Origin of the sequence: Curtobacterium sp. BNK-1, assembly GCF_048685235.1 — a bacterium.
GTDB lineage: Bacteria > Pseudomonadota > Gammaproteobacteria > Enterobacterales > Enterobacteriaceae > Pantoea > Pantoea agglomerans.
Genome location: NZ_JBLQTJ010000001.1, coordinates 3,563,531 through 3,580,161, shown reverse-complemented (window position 1 = coordinate 3,580,161; position 16,631 = coordinate 3,563,531). Strand labels below are relative to the sequence as shown.

Genomic DNA, 16,631 nt, shown 5'->3' with positions numbered 1-16,631 from the left:
TTTTTACGCCCGCCCGCTGCATTTTAACCCCTTCTTTATACGCCTCCGCGCAAGCTAAGCCATAAATCCAATCCTCTGGAGGTTCCTGTGAGCGTGGGCGTAATAACCGGCATTGTGCTGGTGGTGTTGTTACTGGGCTATCTGATCTATGCCCTGTTAAATGCGGAGGCCTTCTGATGGCGGCCAATGCTTTTTTACTCATCGCATTCTATCTGCTGCTGCTGATGGTGCTGGCGCAGCCGCTCGGACGGGGTCTGGCGTCGTTAGTGGCTGACAAGCCGGTGTTTGCCCGCCTGGAAGCGCCGCTGTGGCGACTGCTGGGCGCGCAACAATCGGACATGCGCTGGCCGCACTACCTGCTGGCGATTCTGCTGTTTAATGCGCTGGGTTTCGTGGTGCTGCTGGTAATATTGCTGATGCAGGGCGCGCTGCCGCTGAATCCGCAGCAGCTGCCTGGCCTGAGCTGGCATCTGGCGCTGAACACTGCCGTGAGCTTCGTCACCAACACCAACTGGCAATCCTACAGCGGCGAAAGCACCCTGAGTTATTTCAGTCAGATGGTGGGCCTGACGGTGCAGAATTTCCTCTCAGCCGCGACCGGTATCGCCGTGGCATTTGCGCTGATCCGTGGCTTTGCTAATCGCAGCTCTGCGACCCTGGGTAACGCCTGGCGCGACCTGACGCGCATCACGCTTTATGTCTTACTGCCCCTCAGCCTGCTGATGGCGCTGTTCTTTGTCAGCCAGGGCAGCATCCAGAACTTCGCGCCTTATCACAGTTTCTCCACGCTGGAAGGCGTGCAGCAGACGCTGTCGATGGGACCGGTAGCGTCGCAGGAAGCGATCAAAATGCTGGGCACCAACGGTGGCGGCTTCTTTAACGCCAACTCCTCCCATCCATTTGAAAACCCGACGGTGCTGACTAACCTGGTGCAGATGCTGAGCATCTTCCTGATCCCGGCGGCGCTCTGCTTCGCGTTTGGCGAAAGCGTGCGTGACCGTCGTCAGGGCCACATGCTGCTGTGGGCGATGACGCTGATGTTTGTGGCGGCGGTATCGGTCGTCATGTGGGCCGAACTGCAGGGCAACCCGCACTTCCTCCAGCTGGGTGCTGACAGCGCCATCAACATGGAAGGTAAAGAGACGCGCTTTGGCATTCTTAACAGCAGCCTGTTCGCGGTTATCACCACTGCCGCCTCCTGCGGTGCGGTGAATGCCATGCACGACTCCTTTACTGCGCTGGGTGGCATGGTGCCGATGTGGCTGATGCAACTGGGCGAAGTGGTGTTTGGCGGCGTCGGTGCCGGTCTCTACGGCATGCTGCTGTTTGTGCTGCTGGCGGTGTTTATCGCCGGGCTGATGATCGGTCGTACCCCGGAATTCCTCGGTAAAAAAATCGACGTCTGGGAGATGAAAATGACCGCGCTGGCGATTCTGGTCACACCGGCGCTGGTGCTGATCGGTACCGCACTGGCGATGATGACCGACGCCGGACGCAGTGCCATGGCCAATCCCGGCATTCACGGCTTCAGCGAAGTGCTCTACGCGGTCTCCTCGGCGGCTAACAACAACGGCAGCGCCTTTGCCGGACTGAGTGCTAACACGCCGTTCTGGAACCTGCTACTGGCTGCCTGCATGCTGCTGGGCCGCTTCGGCATCATCATTCCGGTGATGGCGATTGCCGGTGCGATGGCGGTGAAAAAAGTGCAGCCGGTGGGTAACGGCACGCTGCCAACCCACGGTCCGCTGTTTATCGGACTGCTGATCGGCACGGTGCTGCTGGTGGGTGCACTGACCTTTATTCCTGCTCTGGCGCTGGGCCCGGTGGCTGAGCATCTGCAACTTGTTCAGGGACAATCCTCATGAGTCGTCAACAACAGGCGTTATTTGACGCAGCATTGCTGCGTACCTCGGCCTGGGATGCAGTGAAAAAGCTCGATCCCCGGGTGCAGTTCCGTAACCCGGTGATGTTTGTCGTCTGGCTCGGCAGCATTCTGACCTCGCTGCTGGCGCTGGCGATGCTGACCGGCCGGATCAGCGGCAGCGCCAGCTTTACCGGGGCGATCGCGGTCTGGCTCTGGTTCACCGTGCTGTTTGCCAACCTGGCGGAGGCGCTGGCAGAAGGGCGCAGTAAGGCCCAGGCCAGCAGCCTGAAAGGGGTGAAAAAGACCAGCTTTGCCAAAAAACTCTCAGCGGCGCGCTATGGCGCCGAGTGGCAGCAGGTCAGTGCCGATGAGCTGCGCAAAGGCGATGCCGTGCTGGTGGAAGCGGGCGACATCATCCCCTGCGACGGTGAAGTGATGGAGGGCGGTGCCTCTGTGGATGAGAGCGCTATTACCGGTGAGTCCGCACCGGTGATCCGCGAGTCGGGCGGTGACTTCGCCTCCGTCACCGGCGGGACCCGCATTCTCTCTGACTGGCTGGTGATCACCTGTAGCGCCAACCCGGGCGAAACCTTCCTTGACCGGATGATCGCCATGGTGGAAGGTGCGAAACGCCGCAAAACCCCGAATGAGATTGCCCTGACCATCCTGCTGGTGTCACTGACCATCGTGTTCCTGCTGGCGACCGTGACACTCTGGCCGTTCTCGGCATGGGGCGGAACGCCGGTCAGCATCACGGTGCTGGTGGCGCTGCTGGTCTGTCTGATCCCGACCACCATCGGCGGCTTACTGTCGGCGATTGGCGTGGCGGGGATGAGCCGGATGCTGGGTGCTAACGTCATTGCGACCAGCGGGCGTGCGGTGGAAGCCGCGGGCGATGTGGATGTGCTGATGCTGGACAAAACCGGCACCATCACGCTGGGTAACCGTCAGGCGACCCAGTTCCTGCCCGCGCCGGGCGTCAGCGAAGAGCAACTGGCCGACGCCGCACAGCTCGCCTCGCTGGCCGATGAGACGCCGGAAGGGCGCAGCATCGTGGTGCTGGCGAAACAGCGATTTAATCTGCGTGAGCGCGATCTCAGCAGCATGGGTGCCAGCTTTATTCCGTTCTCTGCGCAGACCCGCATGAGCGGCGTGAACGTGCAGGAGCGACTGATCCGTAAAGGCGCGGTCGATGCGGTACGGCGCCACATCGAAGCGAACCATGGTCGTTTCCCGGCCGAGGTCAATGCGCAGGTGGAAGAGGTGGCACGCAGTGGCGGCACGCCGCTGGTGGTGTCAGAGGGCGCGAACGTGCTGGGCGTGGTGGCGCTGAAAGATATCGTCAAAGGCGGCATCAAAGAGCGCTTTGCCGAACTGCGCAAAATGGGTATCAAAACGGTGATGATCACCGGCGATAACCCGCTGACGGCCGCAGCGATTGCCGCGGAAGCGGGCGTGGATGACTTCCTGTCAGAGGCCACGCCGGAAGCCAAGCTGGCGCTGATCCGCCAGTATCAGGCGGAAGGGCGTTTAGTGGCGATGACCGGCGACGGCACCAACGATGCGCCAGCACTGGCGCAGGCGGATGTGGCGGTAGCGATGAACTCCGGTACCCAGGCGGCGAAAGAGGCGGGCAACATGGTCGATCTCGACTCGAACCCGACCAAGCTGCTTGAAGTGGTGCACATTGGTAAACAGATGCTGATGACACGCGGTTCACTGACTACCTTCAGTATCGCCAACGACGTGGCGAAATACTTCGCCATCATTCCGGCGGCGTTTGCGGCGACCTATCCGCAGCTCAACATGCTTAACGTGATGCACCTTCACTCGCCAGCCAGTGCGATTCTGTCGGCGGTGATCTTTAACGCTCTGGTGATTGTCTTCCTGATCCCGCTGGCCCTGAAAGGCGTCAGCTACCGCCCACTGAGCGCTGCTGCGCTGCTGCGCCGCAACCTGCTGATTTACGGTCTGGGTGGCCTGCTGGTGCCGTTTGTCGGCATCAAAGCGATCGATCTGCTGTTAGTGTTTTCAGGCATGGCCTGAGGAGAGAAAAATGAGTCAGTTACGTCCGGCAATTTTACTGTTGTTGCTGCTTACGCTTGTTACCGGCGTGGTTTATCCTTTGCTCACCACCGGTCTGGCGCAGTGGCTGTTTCCGTCCCAGTCCAGCGGCTCGCTGCTGGAGGAGGATGGCGTGGCGCGCGGGTCGGCGCTGATTGGCCAGAACTTTACCCAGCTCAACTATTTCTGGGGCCGCCCTTCAGCCAGTGGTGATAAACCTTATAATCCGCTGGCCTCAGGGGGCAGCAATCTGGCCGCCAGCAACCCGGCGCTGGACAAAGCGGTAGCCGATCGCGTCGCTGCGCTGCGGGCCGCGAATCCGCAGGCACCTGCCGCCGTCCCGGTTGAACTGGTCACCGCGTCAGCCAGCGGGCTGGATCCGGATATTTCGCCACAGGCCGCCCTTTGGCAGGCACCGCGTATCGCCGCCAGCCGCCAGTTGCCGTTGCCGCAGGTCGAGGCGCTGATAGATAAGATGACGCATCGTCCGCTGCTGCCATTCCTCGGCACACCGACCCTCAACGTGTTGCAGCTGAATATGGCGCTCAACGAACTGTAATGGTGTTAAGAGCCTATCCCATTAGGCTATTTTATTTGTCAGTCTGAACCTGGGCAGTGCTCACACAGGCTGCTTTAGCAACCTGAACGCCCGTCAGGGCGGCCCTGAAGGGGCGAGCGCAGCGAGTCATCCTCACGTACTACGTGTACGCTCCGGTTGTTCCGCGCTGTCCGTGTCCAGACTGTCTGCAACAATTACGCCTACTGGCATAGGCTCTAAGGAAGCGATGAACCACGAACCCCAGCGTCCCGATCCCGACGCGCTGCTGCAGGCTAACCGCGAGACTCATCGCGGGCAGCTGAAAATTTACTTTGGAGCCTGTGCGGGCGTGGGTAAAACCTACGCCATGCTGCAGGAGGCACAGCGGCTGCGCGCGCAGGGTCTGGATGTCTTAATCGGCGTGGTAGAGACCCATGACCGGCCGGAAACCGCGCAGCTGCTGACAGGGTTAACTCTGCTGCCGCGTCGCGCAACCGGCCGCTCGCGTCATGCGGAGTTTGATCTCGATGCCGCGCTGGCTCGCCATCCGGCGGTGATCCTGATGGATGAGCTGGCGCACACCAACGTGCAGGGCTCGCGCCATCCCAAGCGCTGGCAGGATATTGAGGAGCTGCTGGAAGCGGGCATCGATGTACTGACCACCGTCAACGTACAGCATCTTGAGAGCCTCAATGATGTGGTAGGCGGCGTCACCGGCATTCAGGTGCGCGAAACCGTGCCCGATCCCTTTTTCGACAGCGCCGACGAAGTGGTGCTGGTCGATCTGCCGCCCGACGATCTGCGGCAGCGGCTGAAAGAGGGCAAAGTCTATATTGGCGACCGCGCGGAACGCGCCATCGAAAACTTTTTCCGCAAAGGTAACCTGTTCGCCCTGCGTGAGCTGGCCCTGCGCCGTACCGCCGATCGGGTGGATGATCAGATGCGCGCCTGGCGCGATCAGCAGGGACGGGAGCGCGTCTGGCACACCCGCGACGCCATTCTGCTCTGCATTGGCGACGACAGCGGCAGTGAAAAGCTGGTGCGCACCGCCGCCCGACTGGCGGCGCGGCTTGGCAGTGAATGGCACGCGGTCTATGTCGAAACGCCCCGGCTGCACCGGCTGCCGGAAGCGCGGCGACGGGCGATTCTCCGTACGTTACAGCTGGCGCAGGAGCTGGGCGCGGAAACCGCGACCCTCTCTGAACCCGATGAAGCCGAAGCGGTACTGGGTTACGCCCGCGCACACAATCTGGGCAAAATTGTCACCGGTCGTCGCCCGCTGCGGCGCTGGCGGCGTGACAGCTTTGCCGAACGGCTCGGCCAGCTGGGGCCGGATCTCGATCTGCTGGTGGTGGCGCTGGATGAGCCGCTGAAGGATGCGCCGCATCCGCTGCCGGATGGCCGCGTCACCAGCGAAAAATGGCGTATTCAGCTGCGCGGCGTAATGATGGCGCTGGTGCTCTGTATCCTTGTAACCGCCGCCGGGCAGTCGGTGCTGATCGGTTTCGATCCCGCCAACTGCGTGATGATCTATCTGCTGGCGGTGGTGATCGTGGCGCTACGCTATGGCCGCTGGCCGTCGGTGATCGCCACGGTGATGAATATCGTCGCCTTTGACCTCTTCTTTGTTGCCCCCACCGGCACGGTGGCGGTCTCCGATCTGCAATATCTGGTGACCTTTGGCGTGATGCTGGCGGTGGGCGTAATCGTCGGCAATCTCACGGCAGGCGTGCGTTATCAGGCGCGGGTGGCGCGCTACCGCGAGCAGCGGGCGCGCCAGCTCTATGAGATGGCGAAATCGCTGGGCAGTGCGTTAACGCCGCAGGATATCGCCGCCACCAGCCAGCGGGTGCTGGATGCCACGTTACAGGCGCGCTGCCTGCTGCTGCTGCCTGATGAGCAGGGCGAACTGCAACCGGTGGGCGATGCGTTACCGGCCAGCGAGCCGGATCGCGCGATTGCTAAATGGAGTTACAGCAAAGGCCAGCCTGCGGGTGCGGGTACTGATACCTTACCGGCGGTGCCTTATCAGATCCTGCCGCTGAAAAGTGGCGCGCACTGCCGGGGTTTGCTGGTGGTGGAGCCGCAGAACCTGCGTCAGCTGATGATCCCCGAGCAGCAGCGGCTGGTGGAAACCTTTACGGTGCTGATTGCTAACGCACTGGAACGGATGGCGCTGTCGCATAGCGAGGCGGCGTCCCGGCTCTCGGCGGAGCGTGAACAGCTGCGCAATGCGCTGCTGTCGGCGCTGTCCCACGACCTGCGCACCCCACTGACCGTGCTGTTTGGTCAGGCGGAAATGCTGATGCTTGACCTGGCCAGCGACAACTCAAAATATGTGCCGCAGGCCAGTCAGATCCGCGAGCAGACGCTGAGCACCATCCGGCTGGTGAGCAACATGCTGGATATGGCGCGCATTCAGTCGGGCGGCCTCAACCTGCGTGAGGAGTGGCTGGCGCTGGAAGAGGTGGTCGGCGGGGCGCTGAGCAGCATGGCACCATCACTGAAAGGGCATGAGGTCCGGCTCGATCTGCCGGACGACATCGTGCTGATCAAAGGCGACAGCACGCTGCTGGAGCGGGTCTTCACCAACCTGATTGAGAACAGTCTGAAGTATGCCGGTAACAGCGCACCACGCGGCATTCGCGCCTGGCGTGCGGCGTCACGGCTGGAGATCTCGGTCTGGGATAGCGGACCGGGCATTGCCGAAGACGATTTAAGCCGGATATTCGATAAATTCTGGCGGGGCGACAAAGAGTCGGCGGTGCCGGGCGTCGGGCTGGGTCTGGCAATCTGTAAAACCATTATCGAGAGCCACGGTGGTCAGATCTGGGCAGAGAACAGGGCCGAAGGCGGCGCGGCATTTCGTCTCTCGCTGCCGCTGCCGCCGGTCCCTGAAATTTCTGACGAAGGGCTGAAATAACTTCACAGTTGATCGGTTATACTCCCGGACCTGTTTGATTATTCGTGGGATTGTATGGAACGTTTTACCGAAAACCTGATGTATGCATCGCGCTGGTTGCTGGCCCCGGTTTACATTGGACTTTCGCTGGGATTGCTGGCGCTGACCATTAAATTTTTCCAGGAAATTTTCCACCTGCTGCCCAACATTTTCAGCATTGCGGAAAACGATCTGATCCTGCTGCTGCTGTCGCTGGTGGATATGACGCTGGTTGGCGGCCTGCTGGTGATGGTGATGCTGTCGGGTTATGAGAACTTCATCTCTAAGCTCGATATCGACGAAGATAAAGAGAAGCTGAGCTGGCTGGGCAAGATGGACTCCGGCTCGCTGAAAAACAAAGTCGCCGCCTCCATTGTCGCCATCTCCTCGATTCACCTGCTGCGGGTGTTTATGGAAGCGCGCAACGTCGAAAACGACAAGCTGATGTGGTACGTGATTATCCACCTGACCTTTGTGCTCTCCGCCTTTGTGATGGGCTGGCTGGATCAGATGTCGCGCAGCGATAAAAAACCGAAGTAACCTCTCTGGCGGCCCGCTGAGGCGGGCGCCTGCTTTACCCTTTCCGCTCTGCTCCCCCTGAACGACCCGCTGGCTGTGAGGCCGGACGCGTGCCCGCCAGCTGCGGCATCACCTCTTTGATCATGGCAAAAAAGTGTTGCAGCCTGGCCGGGTAGTAACTCGCCCAGGGATAGGTCAGCCACACCGGCAGCGGCGGTGCCTGCCACGCAGGCATCAGCTGAACCAGGCCGCCATCCGCCAGATCTTCCTGCACCGCCCAGGACGAGACGATCGCGGCTCCCATCCCAGCCAGTGCCGCTTTGCGCACCGCATATAAACTGTCGCTGCTCAGCCGGGGCGTAATCGCCAGGTTCACCGGCTGGCCATCGTCAATCTTCTGCAACGCCACTTCGTTACGGTAAAAACTGGTCAGTGCCAGCCACGGCAGGTCGCGCAGCTGTTCAACCCGCTCTATCGGCGGCTGCTGCGCCAGCAGGTGCGGGGCGGCCACCACAATACGTGGCACTTCTGCCAGCAGTATCGCCACCACCGAAGGATCGGTTGGCGCACCGACCTGAATGGCGCAGTCCACATTCTCTGCCATAAAGTCGGGCGTGCGGTCATTCAGCATCCACTCAATATTGAGCCGGGGGTAGCGGTGCAGATAGTCCACCAGCGGGGCGATCAGCTGATCCTGACCAAAGGCGTGTGGGGCGCGAACCCGCAGCGTACCGACCGGGTCATCGCTGGCCCCGGTCAGCTCATCTTCCAGCGCATGCCAGGTCGCCAGCAGCTGCCGCGCCTGGGCGTAGCAGCGCTCGCCATCATCGGTAAGCTTCAGCGCATGGGTGGTGCGCAGGATAAGCTTGAGGCCCAGCCGCTGCTCCAGGCTCTGCAGTCGTCGGCTGACGGTGGGTTGTGTCGTGCCGAGCTGCGCGGCGGCGGCGGATAAGCTGCCGCTCTCCACAATACGGATAAAAGTCTGCATCAGATCGATGCGATCACTGCTGTTAGGATTGTTCATACGCACCATGTATAACGGTTTTGCCTGATGTCAGTCTACCGCGTATAACCGCAATGCGCTTTAATGGCAGGACGAAATGATGAGGATTACAGCATGTCAGCCATACAGACCCAGACTCAAAATGAACCGCTCTCTGCGCCGCTGGTGTTTACCCTGGCCGCCGGTGCCGGACTCAGCGTCGCGTCGATCTACTACAGCCAGCCGATGCTGGATATCATCAGCAAGCAGTTTAACGCTGGCATCGGCGCGGTCGGCATGGTGCCGATGCTGACCCAGGCCGGCTATGCGCTGGGCATCCTGCTGCTGGCTCCGCTGGGCGATCGTCATGACCGGCGCACCATTATCTTTATCAAAGGCTTAATGCTGGTGGCGGCGCTGCTGCTGTGTGGTTTTTCCGGTGGACTCAGCGCGCTGCTGATTGCCAGTTTTATCACCGGCCTGACCGCCACCGTGGCGCAGGATATTGTGCCCGCTTCGGCGGCGCTGGCGCCGGAACGCAGTCGGGGTAAAACAGTCGGCACGGTGATGACCGGGCTGCTGGTGGGCATCCTGCTGTCGCGGGTGGTCAGCGGGGTGGTGGCAGAGTATTTCGGCTGGCGCACCATGTATATGATTGCTGCGCTGGCGGTGCTGCTGATAACGCTGACGCTGTGGCGGGTACTGCCGCGTTTCGCGCCAGGCACCTCGGTGAGCTATCCGCGCCTGTTGCTGTCGCTGGTGCACCTGTGGCGTCACCATCAGACGCTGCGTCGTGCCGCACTGGCTCAGGGGCTGCTGTCAGTGGGTTTTAGCGCCTTCTGGTCGACGCTGGCGTTAATGCTCAGCGACCGCTTTCATCTGGACAGTGCCGTGGCCGGGGCATTTGGTTTAGCCGGTGCGGCGGGTGCCATGGCGGCACCGCTGGCGGGCAGTTTTGCTGACCGCATCGGTCCGGCAAGGGTCACGCAGGCTGGCGCCGCGCTGGTAACGATCTCCTTTGCCCTGATGTTTCTGCTGCCGCTGCTGCCAATGCCAGCCCAGCTGGCGCTGATTGTCCTCTGCACCATCGGCTTCGATTTAGGGGTGCAGGCCACGCTGGTGGCGCATCAGACGCTGGTCTATGGCCTGGCGCCTGAAGCGCGCAGTCGCCTGAATGCGCTGCTGTTTACCGTGGTGTTTATCGGTATGGCCACCGGTGCGGCGCTGGGAAGTCTGGCACTGGCACACTGGGGCTGGAATGGCGTGGTTGCGCTCTCGACCTTAGCCGGTGCCGCCGCGCTGGCGGTTCGCTTCGCCAGTCGACACCTGAAAAACTGACACCTCGCCCGTCAAAAAATGTGCCAGGCTTATTCATAAACCCGAAATAATCTGGAGTGTTATGAACTTTTTAGCCTGGACAGCAGCGACGGGCGGCCTCTTGCTGCTGATGTCGCTGGCTTCCGGTTGGATTCACCGGGGGCCAGTCACCTCATTTGGTCTGTTCCTTATCGCGGGCATGCTGTGCGGCCCGTGGGGATTTGATGTTATCCACATCGATATTGTTACCCATTCCGAAGCCGTGGCGCACATCACTGAAATCACCATGGCTGCCTCGCTGTTCATCACCGGCCTCAAGCTGCGTCAGCCGCTGCAAAATAACTGCTGGCACACCGGGCTGAAACTGGCTTTTCCCGCCATGCTGCTGACCGTGGCCGCGATGACCCTGCTGTCGCACTTCCTGGTGGGATTAGACTGGCCGATTGCACTGGCGTTTGGTGCCATTGTCGCGCCAACCGATCCGGTGCTGGCGAGCTTAATCTCGGTCAACGATGCGCAGGATGATGACTCGCTGCGCGTGGCGATCTCCAGCGAAGCGGGTATGAATGATGGTTCCGCGCTGCCGTTGCTGATGCTGGCGCTGCTGCTGTTTAATGGCGAAAGCCTGAGCGTGGCGATGCTGGGGCACTGGGGTGCGGTCGAGGTGCTCTGGGCAATTGGCGGCGGTCTGATCATCGGTTTTGTGCTGGGGCAGTTGATTGGCCTGCTGGCGACCCGACTACGCAATGCCAATGGCGATGTGGCGCCCAATGATTTCCTGGCGCTGGCGCTGATTGCGCTGAGTTATTCACTGGTGGAGTGGCTGGGTGCCTCCGGCTTCCTGGCTGCCTTCGCCGCCGGGCTGGGATTACGCCGTGCTGAGATGGGCGTATTCCGTCGCCATCAGCCGGACGATCTCTCTGACGACGAGCGCGTGCTGCCCTCTGAAGCACTGGTGAACCCTAACAAACGCCTGGCGCATCAGGGCGACAACAATATGGTGAAGTCGATAGGGTTTGTGGTAGGCGACGCCCTCTCTTTTGGCGATACTATTGAACGTTTACTGGCGGCTGGCATGATGGTGGTGCTGGGCGTCACACTGGCGCAGCACTGGAACATCTACGGCGTGCTGATCGGCTTGGTGCTGTTTGTGGTGGTGCGGCCACTGGCCGTCTGGCTGGTGACGCTGCGCGCCGGACTGCCGCTGGGGCAGCGTCTGCTGATTGGCTGGCTGGGCATCCGCGGGATTGGCAGTCTGAACTACATCGCCTATGCCTGGACGCACGGTATGGAAGGCCCGCAGATGGAAATTATGACTAACATGGCGTTAACGCTGGTGGTCTGCAGCGTGGTGGTCCACGGCACCACCGTGACGCCGCTGCTGAACTGGCGTCAGAAACGCCTTGAAGCCCTTCAGCGCAAGGTTTAACCCGAACCAACAGGAGTTAAGAATGAAAGTAACTCAGATAGTGTTGCTGAGCATGCTCGCCACCGGCAGCGCGCTGGCGGCGGACGAGGCTGACACTGAGCAGAATGTTTATGCCAGTCAGCTGTGCCACATTGTCAGCGGCGAGAAAAAGGTCGCCAGCGCGGATCAATATGTCGACCAGATGAAATCGACCGTGGCGCGCAGTCAGTCGTCATCGGCGATGAATCAGCCCGAGTTTGATGAAGAGTCCGCGCGTGAAGTGGCCAGTGCCTGGCTGCAGCTGGGTGATGATGAGCGTGCCAAACTGCGCGTTAACGAACAGCAGTGTGAGCAGGCCGTGATGGCGCAGTTCCAGCAGGAAGATTAACCGCATCGGATTAAATAAAAACGCGCCTGCCGGGCTAATACTGATCAGTTAAGATTAAATTTGTAAAGGCTGTCACGGTCAAACGTGGCAGCTTTTTTTCCGGGCGAGCGAGCCGCAGTGCGGGCCAGCGCACCTCTGCTGCTGCCGGGCCGTCCTCGCGCCGCTCACGCGGTACCTTCGGCTTTGACGTCGTGCCGACGAACCGTTCGGGGATCGGCCCTCCCTGGCCGGCCCCGACCTGTCCACGCTTCCCGGCGTGGACTTCTGGCCCACCGTCACGCCTCAGCGCTGCGGATAGCCCTTTCAGCAGCAGAGGCGCTCAGGCCTCCACTCTCGTGCCCTTTCTGTCAACATGCACTTAAGCTTCAGAGCAGCCCGGCACCAGACTGCGTTATCACCTGTCGCTTAACTGATCAGCATTACGCCTGCCGGGCGCGTTTTTTTATGGCTTTTCAGGGGCCATTGCGTACATAATCGCCAGCCATGGCACCCGACTTGCATCTGTTGATTCTACTGCAGCCTGCCGCAACGGTTTGCTCACTCTTCTGGTATCACATAACAGGCATTATGATTACGCGTCGACGCTTTATTCTCGGCACGGGAGCGCTCGGGCTCTCCATGACCACTGGCAAAATATTTGCCCGCGATGACATTATTCCCCTCTGGCCGGACGATCCGCCCGGCGGCGGCGGCCCATCGGGCCAGTTGCATATTAACAGCACCGGTTCCTGGTCAAATATCGTCAGCCCGGCGATTCAGCGCTTTAAACCTGAAAATCCCAATGGCGAAGCGGTATTAATTGCAGCGGGTGGCGGTTATCGCTGGATCGGCATGGGACGCGAAGCCTGGCCGGTCGCGCGCTGGCTCAATGCCAATGGCTATACCGCCTATGTGCTCAGCTACCGGCTGCCGCATGAGAAGTGGCAGGCGGGGCGGCTGGCACCGCTGCAGGATGCGCAGCGTGCCATCCGGCTGGTGCGATCCTTTGAGCGCAAGGTGCATGTGCTGGGCTTCTCGGCAGGTGGGCATCTGCTGGGGCTGGCGGCGGCGCGTCCGGACTTTGAATCCTATCCGGCCATCGATCCGCTGGATGAAGTGGTGCCCAAAGTCGACAGCGTGGGTCTGATCTATCCGGTCATCACCCTGGAAGCGCCTTATCAGCACACCAATACCCATCTGATGATGGTCGGCAAAAATGCCACGCCGCAGGATGAGGCGAACTGGTCAGTGCAGAACTACGTAACCCGGCAATATCCGCCGACGTTTCTGGCGCAGGCCGAGGACGATCACACCTCAAATCCGTTTAACACCGAGCTGATGCGCGACACCTGTCGCCGTAATCGTGTGCCGGTTGAGCTGATTCAGATCAGCAAAGGCGGGCATGGCTTTGGCCTTGGCAAGGCGGGCACGCCAGCGGCGTTATGGGATCAGGCTTATGTTCGCTGGCTGGATCGCGTGAGCTGAGTTGCACTGGCGCGGTGCGCGACTGCACCGGGGGATCCGTTCTCACCCTGCCTGGCGCAAGGTCACCAGATCGAAGGTGACCCTTTGTCCCGGTCCCGGTTAATGCTGCGCCCTCTGCCATCTTAAATCTCCCAATCCAGAGCCAGACCCAGCCCCTCAATATTGATATCAGTGGACTATGCTGACAGGTCAGGGCGCATTAATAACTCATTCTTATTTATCACGTTAACGAGGGAGAACGGAGCTAAGGGGCACTCACGCTTATTTCTGACTCTGTATACAATAAGATGACAATCTCTTGCCGTTAGTAGGGTACAAAATAGCTAAATAAGGACGCTTTGATAATTATCTTAATAAACAAACGGATCTGATTAATTCCCGGGCAAAGAACATTCCTATCTCATATCTTTTGCTTCTGTTTTTCCGCCATTACTTTGCTTTTTCCACCGATATATTGCCAGTTGATACAGATCAAAAATTGGCCAGAAATATCAGATCTTATGGATTATAAAAAAACTAATGAAAGCGTTGAAGCGGGCGTGTTCGGATGACGCAATCGTCTTTCAATCCAAAGCGATTCTTCTTTTAAGCTTTATTTTGGCTGATTCTGCTACAGATGGTCGTAATAAAAACCGTAAGTTTTGAACTAAAATAAAAATCCCACTTTATTGTCTTCGTTAACGTTAGATGATTTCATAACGGCTACGCATAAGATGAGGCAAATCAGACAGCAATCCATCCTGGTCAGTTTATCGGTGGTTTCTGATTTAACTAAGAAATATTTAAGTTTTTCTTGTCGGCGATGATAAGCAACAACATCTTATTGCATTCTGTCGGATGAGTATTAAGGTCAGTCTGCTTCTCCGCCAGAACAGACTTATTTATTATTACTTTTATTAACGATGTGGCGAGGTGGATAGTCAGGATTTTAACACACAACAAAGCGTTATATGCATGACGATCATCGAGGCATCGCTATTACAGACCAGGAACAATGGAAAGGCGTGGCCAGGGCTGATTAAAAAGTAATGTACAAATAATGAAGGGATGTTTTTTAAATACCTGAATAAAAGTTATTATCTTGTTTTCATCATTGTTCTGGAGAACCTCATGCTACCGGGTAATGAAGTAAATTTTATTGGCTATCTTATTGAAGGGAACGTGGTTTATTTACACAAGACAAAGCGACTAATTTGTTTGAATGGGTATGGTGAAGATATCATCCTGAGAAAAACCATGGCGCACGTATTAGAGTATCTTTTTGAAAATGCCACTATTGATGTTGTCACGGATTCGGAACTTATGGAGAACGTCTGGGATAAACATGGACTGAGTTCTTCTACGCAGCGGGTCTGGCAGGTTATGTCTAATTTAAAGTCGAAGCTCTTTTTTCTGGGTTTAAGTGATGATGTGATCCTGAGAGTTTCGAAGAAAGGCTATCTCCTCAAAGGCGACAGCGTGGAGAGGTTATTTAGCAGTCGTATCACTTCAAACATTCATTAAACATAGAGATAAATTCACTAACGATAATCCTGTGGAAATGGAGGCCGGGACTGTGAATATAATCGGTAGTCATTAAATAATTTCATATATAAATGGATTTAATTACTGTCGGTTCGGTTTTTCCGCTGTTAATCAGCCTGGCTCTTGCTGGGTGTTAAAAATATGAAGAGAAACGCAGGTTTTACATTTCGCGTCAGCGGGCGCATTAATTTTCGTTGAGCGCAGTTGCAGGAAAAAACTGGCCCTGATGACCAGTTTTTCGCAATAGTATTCTGTTCGGGGAATTAACGCATCGTCACAAACTCTTCCGCTGCGGTTGGGTGGATCGCGACAGTGTTATCGAAGTCTTTCTTGGTGGCACCCATTTTCAGTGCCACGGCGAAGCCCTGCAGCATCTCATCCATGCCGAATCCGATACCGTGAATGCCGACAATCTTCTCATCTGCACCCACACAGACCAGCTTCATGCGACACGGCTGACGATGCTGGGTTACCGCAGTGTACATGGCGGTAAATGACGATTTATAAACCTTCACCTGATCATCACCATACTGTTCCCGTGCCTGCGGCTCGGTCAGTCCCACGGTACCAATCGGCGGATGACTGAACACCACCGTCGGAATATTGCTGTAATCCAGATGCTCGTCCGGTTTGTTGTTAAACAGACGCTCAGAGAGACGACGGCCCGCCGCGACCGCAACCGGCGTCAGCTCAACCGCACCGGTGTTGTCGCCCACGGCGTAGATGCCTGACACACTGGTGTTCTGGAATTTATCGACTTTGATATAGCCCTTATCGTCCAGTGCGACGCCAGCGGCGTCAATATTCAGGGTATCGTTGGCGGGCTCACGGCCAATCGCCCAGACCAGACAATCCACGGTATATTCGCTGCCGTTTTCCAGCTGCAGCGTCAGACTGCCATCGCCGTTTTTAATCACAGCTTTTGGAATAGATTCGGTGTGCAGCGCCGGGCCTTCGCTGTTCATCACTTCGACCAGCGTTTCGGTAAGCAGCGGATCGAAGCTGCGCAGCGGCGCGTGTTTACGGACGAACAGGTGCGTTTCCGATCCCAGCGCGTTAACCACGCCAGCCAGCTCAACCGCAATGTAGCCTGCGCCGATGACCGCAGTGCGTTTTGGCAGCGCGTCCAGCTCAAAGAAACCGTCGGAATCAATGCCGTACTCTGCACCCGGTATAGAAGGGTGGACCGGACGACCGCCGGTGGCGATCAGAATATGGTTAGCCGTGATAATCTCGCCGTTGACTTCAACACTGTGCGCATCGACAAAGCGGGCAAAGCCTTTGATCACTTCAACTTTGTTTTTACCCAGCACGTTGTCATAGGAGTTGTGGATGCGATCGATGTAGGCGCTGCGGTTTTTCACCAGTGTGGCCCAGTCGAAGCGATTCACGGTGGTGTCGAAGCCATAATCCGGTCCGTAGAGATGGATCGCTTCGGCGATTTGCGCGGCATGCCACATGATTTTCTTCGGCACGCAGCCCACGTTCACGCAGGTGCCGCCCAGCTCTTTCGCTTCAATCAGGGCACATTTCTGGCCATACATAGCCGCACGGTTAATTGAGGCGATGCCGCCACTGCCGCCGCCAATGGCGAGATAGTCGAAATGTCGGGTCATTGAAGT

13 protein-coding genes are annotated in these 16,631 nt (G+C 58.2%); 11 read left to right on the top strand and 2 right to left on the bottom strand.

Annotation, left to right across the window (positions count from 1 at the left end; all coding sequences use genetic code 11):
* The first annotated feature begins 87 nt into the window (after positions 1-87).
* The 6 genes from kdpF (at position 88) to ACMGGP_RS16930 (ending at position 7,947) form a co-directional block, all read left to right on the top strand.
* Positions 88-177, top strand: a complete 90-nt coding sequence (gene kdpF / locus ACMGGP_RS16955; protein ID WP_010253443.1) for a K(+)-transporting ATPase subunit F — start codon at positions 88-90, stop codon at positions 175-177.
* A complete protein-coding gene (gene kdpA / locus ACMGGP_RS16950; RefSeq protein WP_498798658.1) occupies positions 177-1,865 on the top strand; it encodes a potassium-transporting ATPase subunit KdpA in 1,689 nt (562 codons plus the stop codon). The genes kdpF and kdpA overlap by 1 nt, the downstream gene beginning before the upstream one ends.
* A complete protein-coding gene (gene kdpB / locus ACMGGP_RS16945; protein WP_498798657.1) occupies positions 1,862-3,910 on the top strand; it encodes a potassium-transporting ATPase subunit KdpB in 2,049 nt (682 codons plus the stop codon). Before kdpA ends, kdpB begins: the two co-directional genes overlap by 4 nt.
* A 10-nt stretch (positions 3,911-3,920) precedes the next feature.
* Positions 3,921-4,487, top strand: a complete 567-nt coding sequence (gene kdpC, locus ACMGGP_RS16940) for a potassium-transporting ATPase subunit KdpC (RefSeq protein WP_346553703.1) — start codon at positions 3,921-3,923, stop codon at positions 4,485-4,487.
* Positions 4,488-4,713: 226 nt separating this feature from the next.
* Positions 4,714-7,389, top strand: coding sequence for a two-component system sensor histidine kinase KdpD (kdpD, locus tag ACMGGP_RS16935; protein WP_010671497.1), 2,676 nt, complete (start codon positions 4,714-4,716; stop codon positions 7,387-7,389).
* A 54-nt stretch (positions 7,390-7,443) separates the two neighbouring features.
* Positions 7,444-7,947, top strand: a complete 504-nt coding sequence (locus ACMGGP_RS16930; protein WP_010253431.1) for a TIGR00645 family protein — start codon at positions 7,444-7,446, stop codon at positions 7,945-7,947.
* Between the two features lie 34 nt (positions 7,948-7,981).
* On the opposite strand, the gene ACMGGP_RS16925 is transcribed toward ACMGGP_RS16930, so the two are convergent.
* A complete protein-coding gene (locus tag ACMGGP_RS16925) occupies positions 7,982-8,950 on the bottom strand; it encodes a LysR family transcriptional regulator (RefSeq protein ID WP_062759567.1) in 969 nt (322 codons plus the stop codon).
* Positions 8,951-9,043: 93 nt separating this feature from the next.
* On the opposite strand from ACMGGP_RS16925, the gene ACMGGP_RS16920 reads away from it, so the two are divergent.
* The 5 genes from ACMGGP_RS16920 to ACMGGP_RS16900 all read left to right on the top strand — a co-directional run bounded on the left by ACMGGP_RS16920 (position 9,044) and on the right by ACMGGP_RS16900 (position 14,988).
* Positions 9,044-10,246 (top strand): MFS transporter, encoded by a 1,203-nt coding sequence (locus ACMGGP_RS16920; protein WP_010253427.1) that lies wholly within the window; start codon positions 9,044-9,046, stop codon positions 10,244-10,246.
* Positions 10,247-10,307: 61 nt separating this feature from the next.
* On the top strand, positions 10,308-11,654 hold the full coding sequence (locus tag ACMGGP_RS16915; RefSeq protein WP_201499933.1) for a cation:proton antiporter: 1,347 nt from the start codon (positions 10,308-10,310) through the stop codon (positions 11,652-11,654).
* Between the two features lie 22 nt (positions 11,655-11,676).
* Positions 11,677-12,021 (top strand): hypothetical protein, encoded by a 345-nt coding sequence (locus ACMGGP_RS16910; RefSeq protein ID WP_022623982.1) that lies wholly within the window; start codon positions 11,677-11,679, stop codon positions 12,019-12,021.
* 567 nt (positions 12,022-12,588) lie between these two features.
* The gene (locus ACMGGP_RS16905) at positions 12,589-13,485 is read left to right on the top strand and encodes an alpha/beta hydrolase (protein WP_022623984.1); all 897 of its coding nucleotides are present in this window, start codon (positions 12,589-12,591) and stop codon (positions 13,483-13,485) included.
* Positions 13,486-14,595: 1,110 nt separating this feature from the next.
* Positions 14,596-14,988: a winged helix-turn-helix domain-containing protein gene (locus tag ACMGGP_RS16900; protein WP_244641247.1), complete on the top strand. Its 393-nt coding sequence runs from the start codon at positions 14,596-14,598 to the stop codon at positions 14,986-14,988.
* Positions 14,989-15,272: 284 nt separating this feature from the next.
* Here ACMGGP_RS16900 and gorA read toward each other — a convergent pair whose 3' ends face one another.
* Entirely contained in the window at positions 15,273-16,625 is a 1,353-nt protein-coding gene (gene gorA / locus ACMGGP_RS16895) for a glutathione-disulfide reductase (protein ID WP_033767995.1), read from the bottom strand.
* Positions 16,626-16,631: the final 6 nt, after the last annotated feature.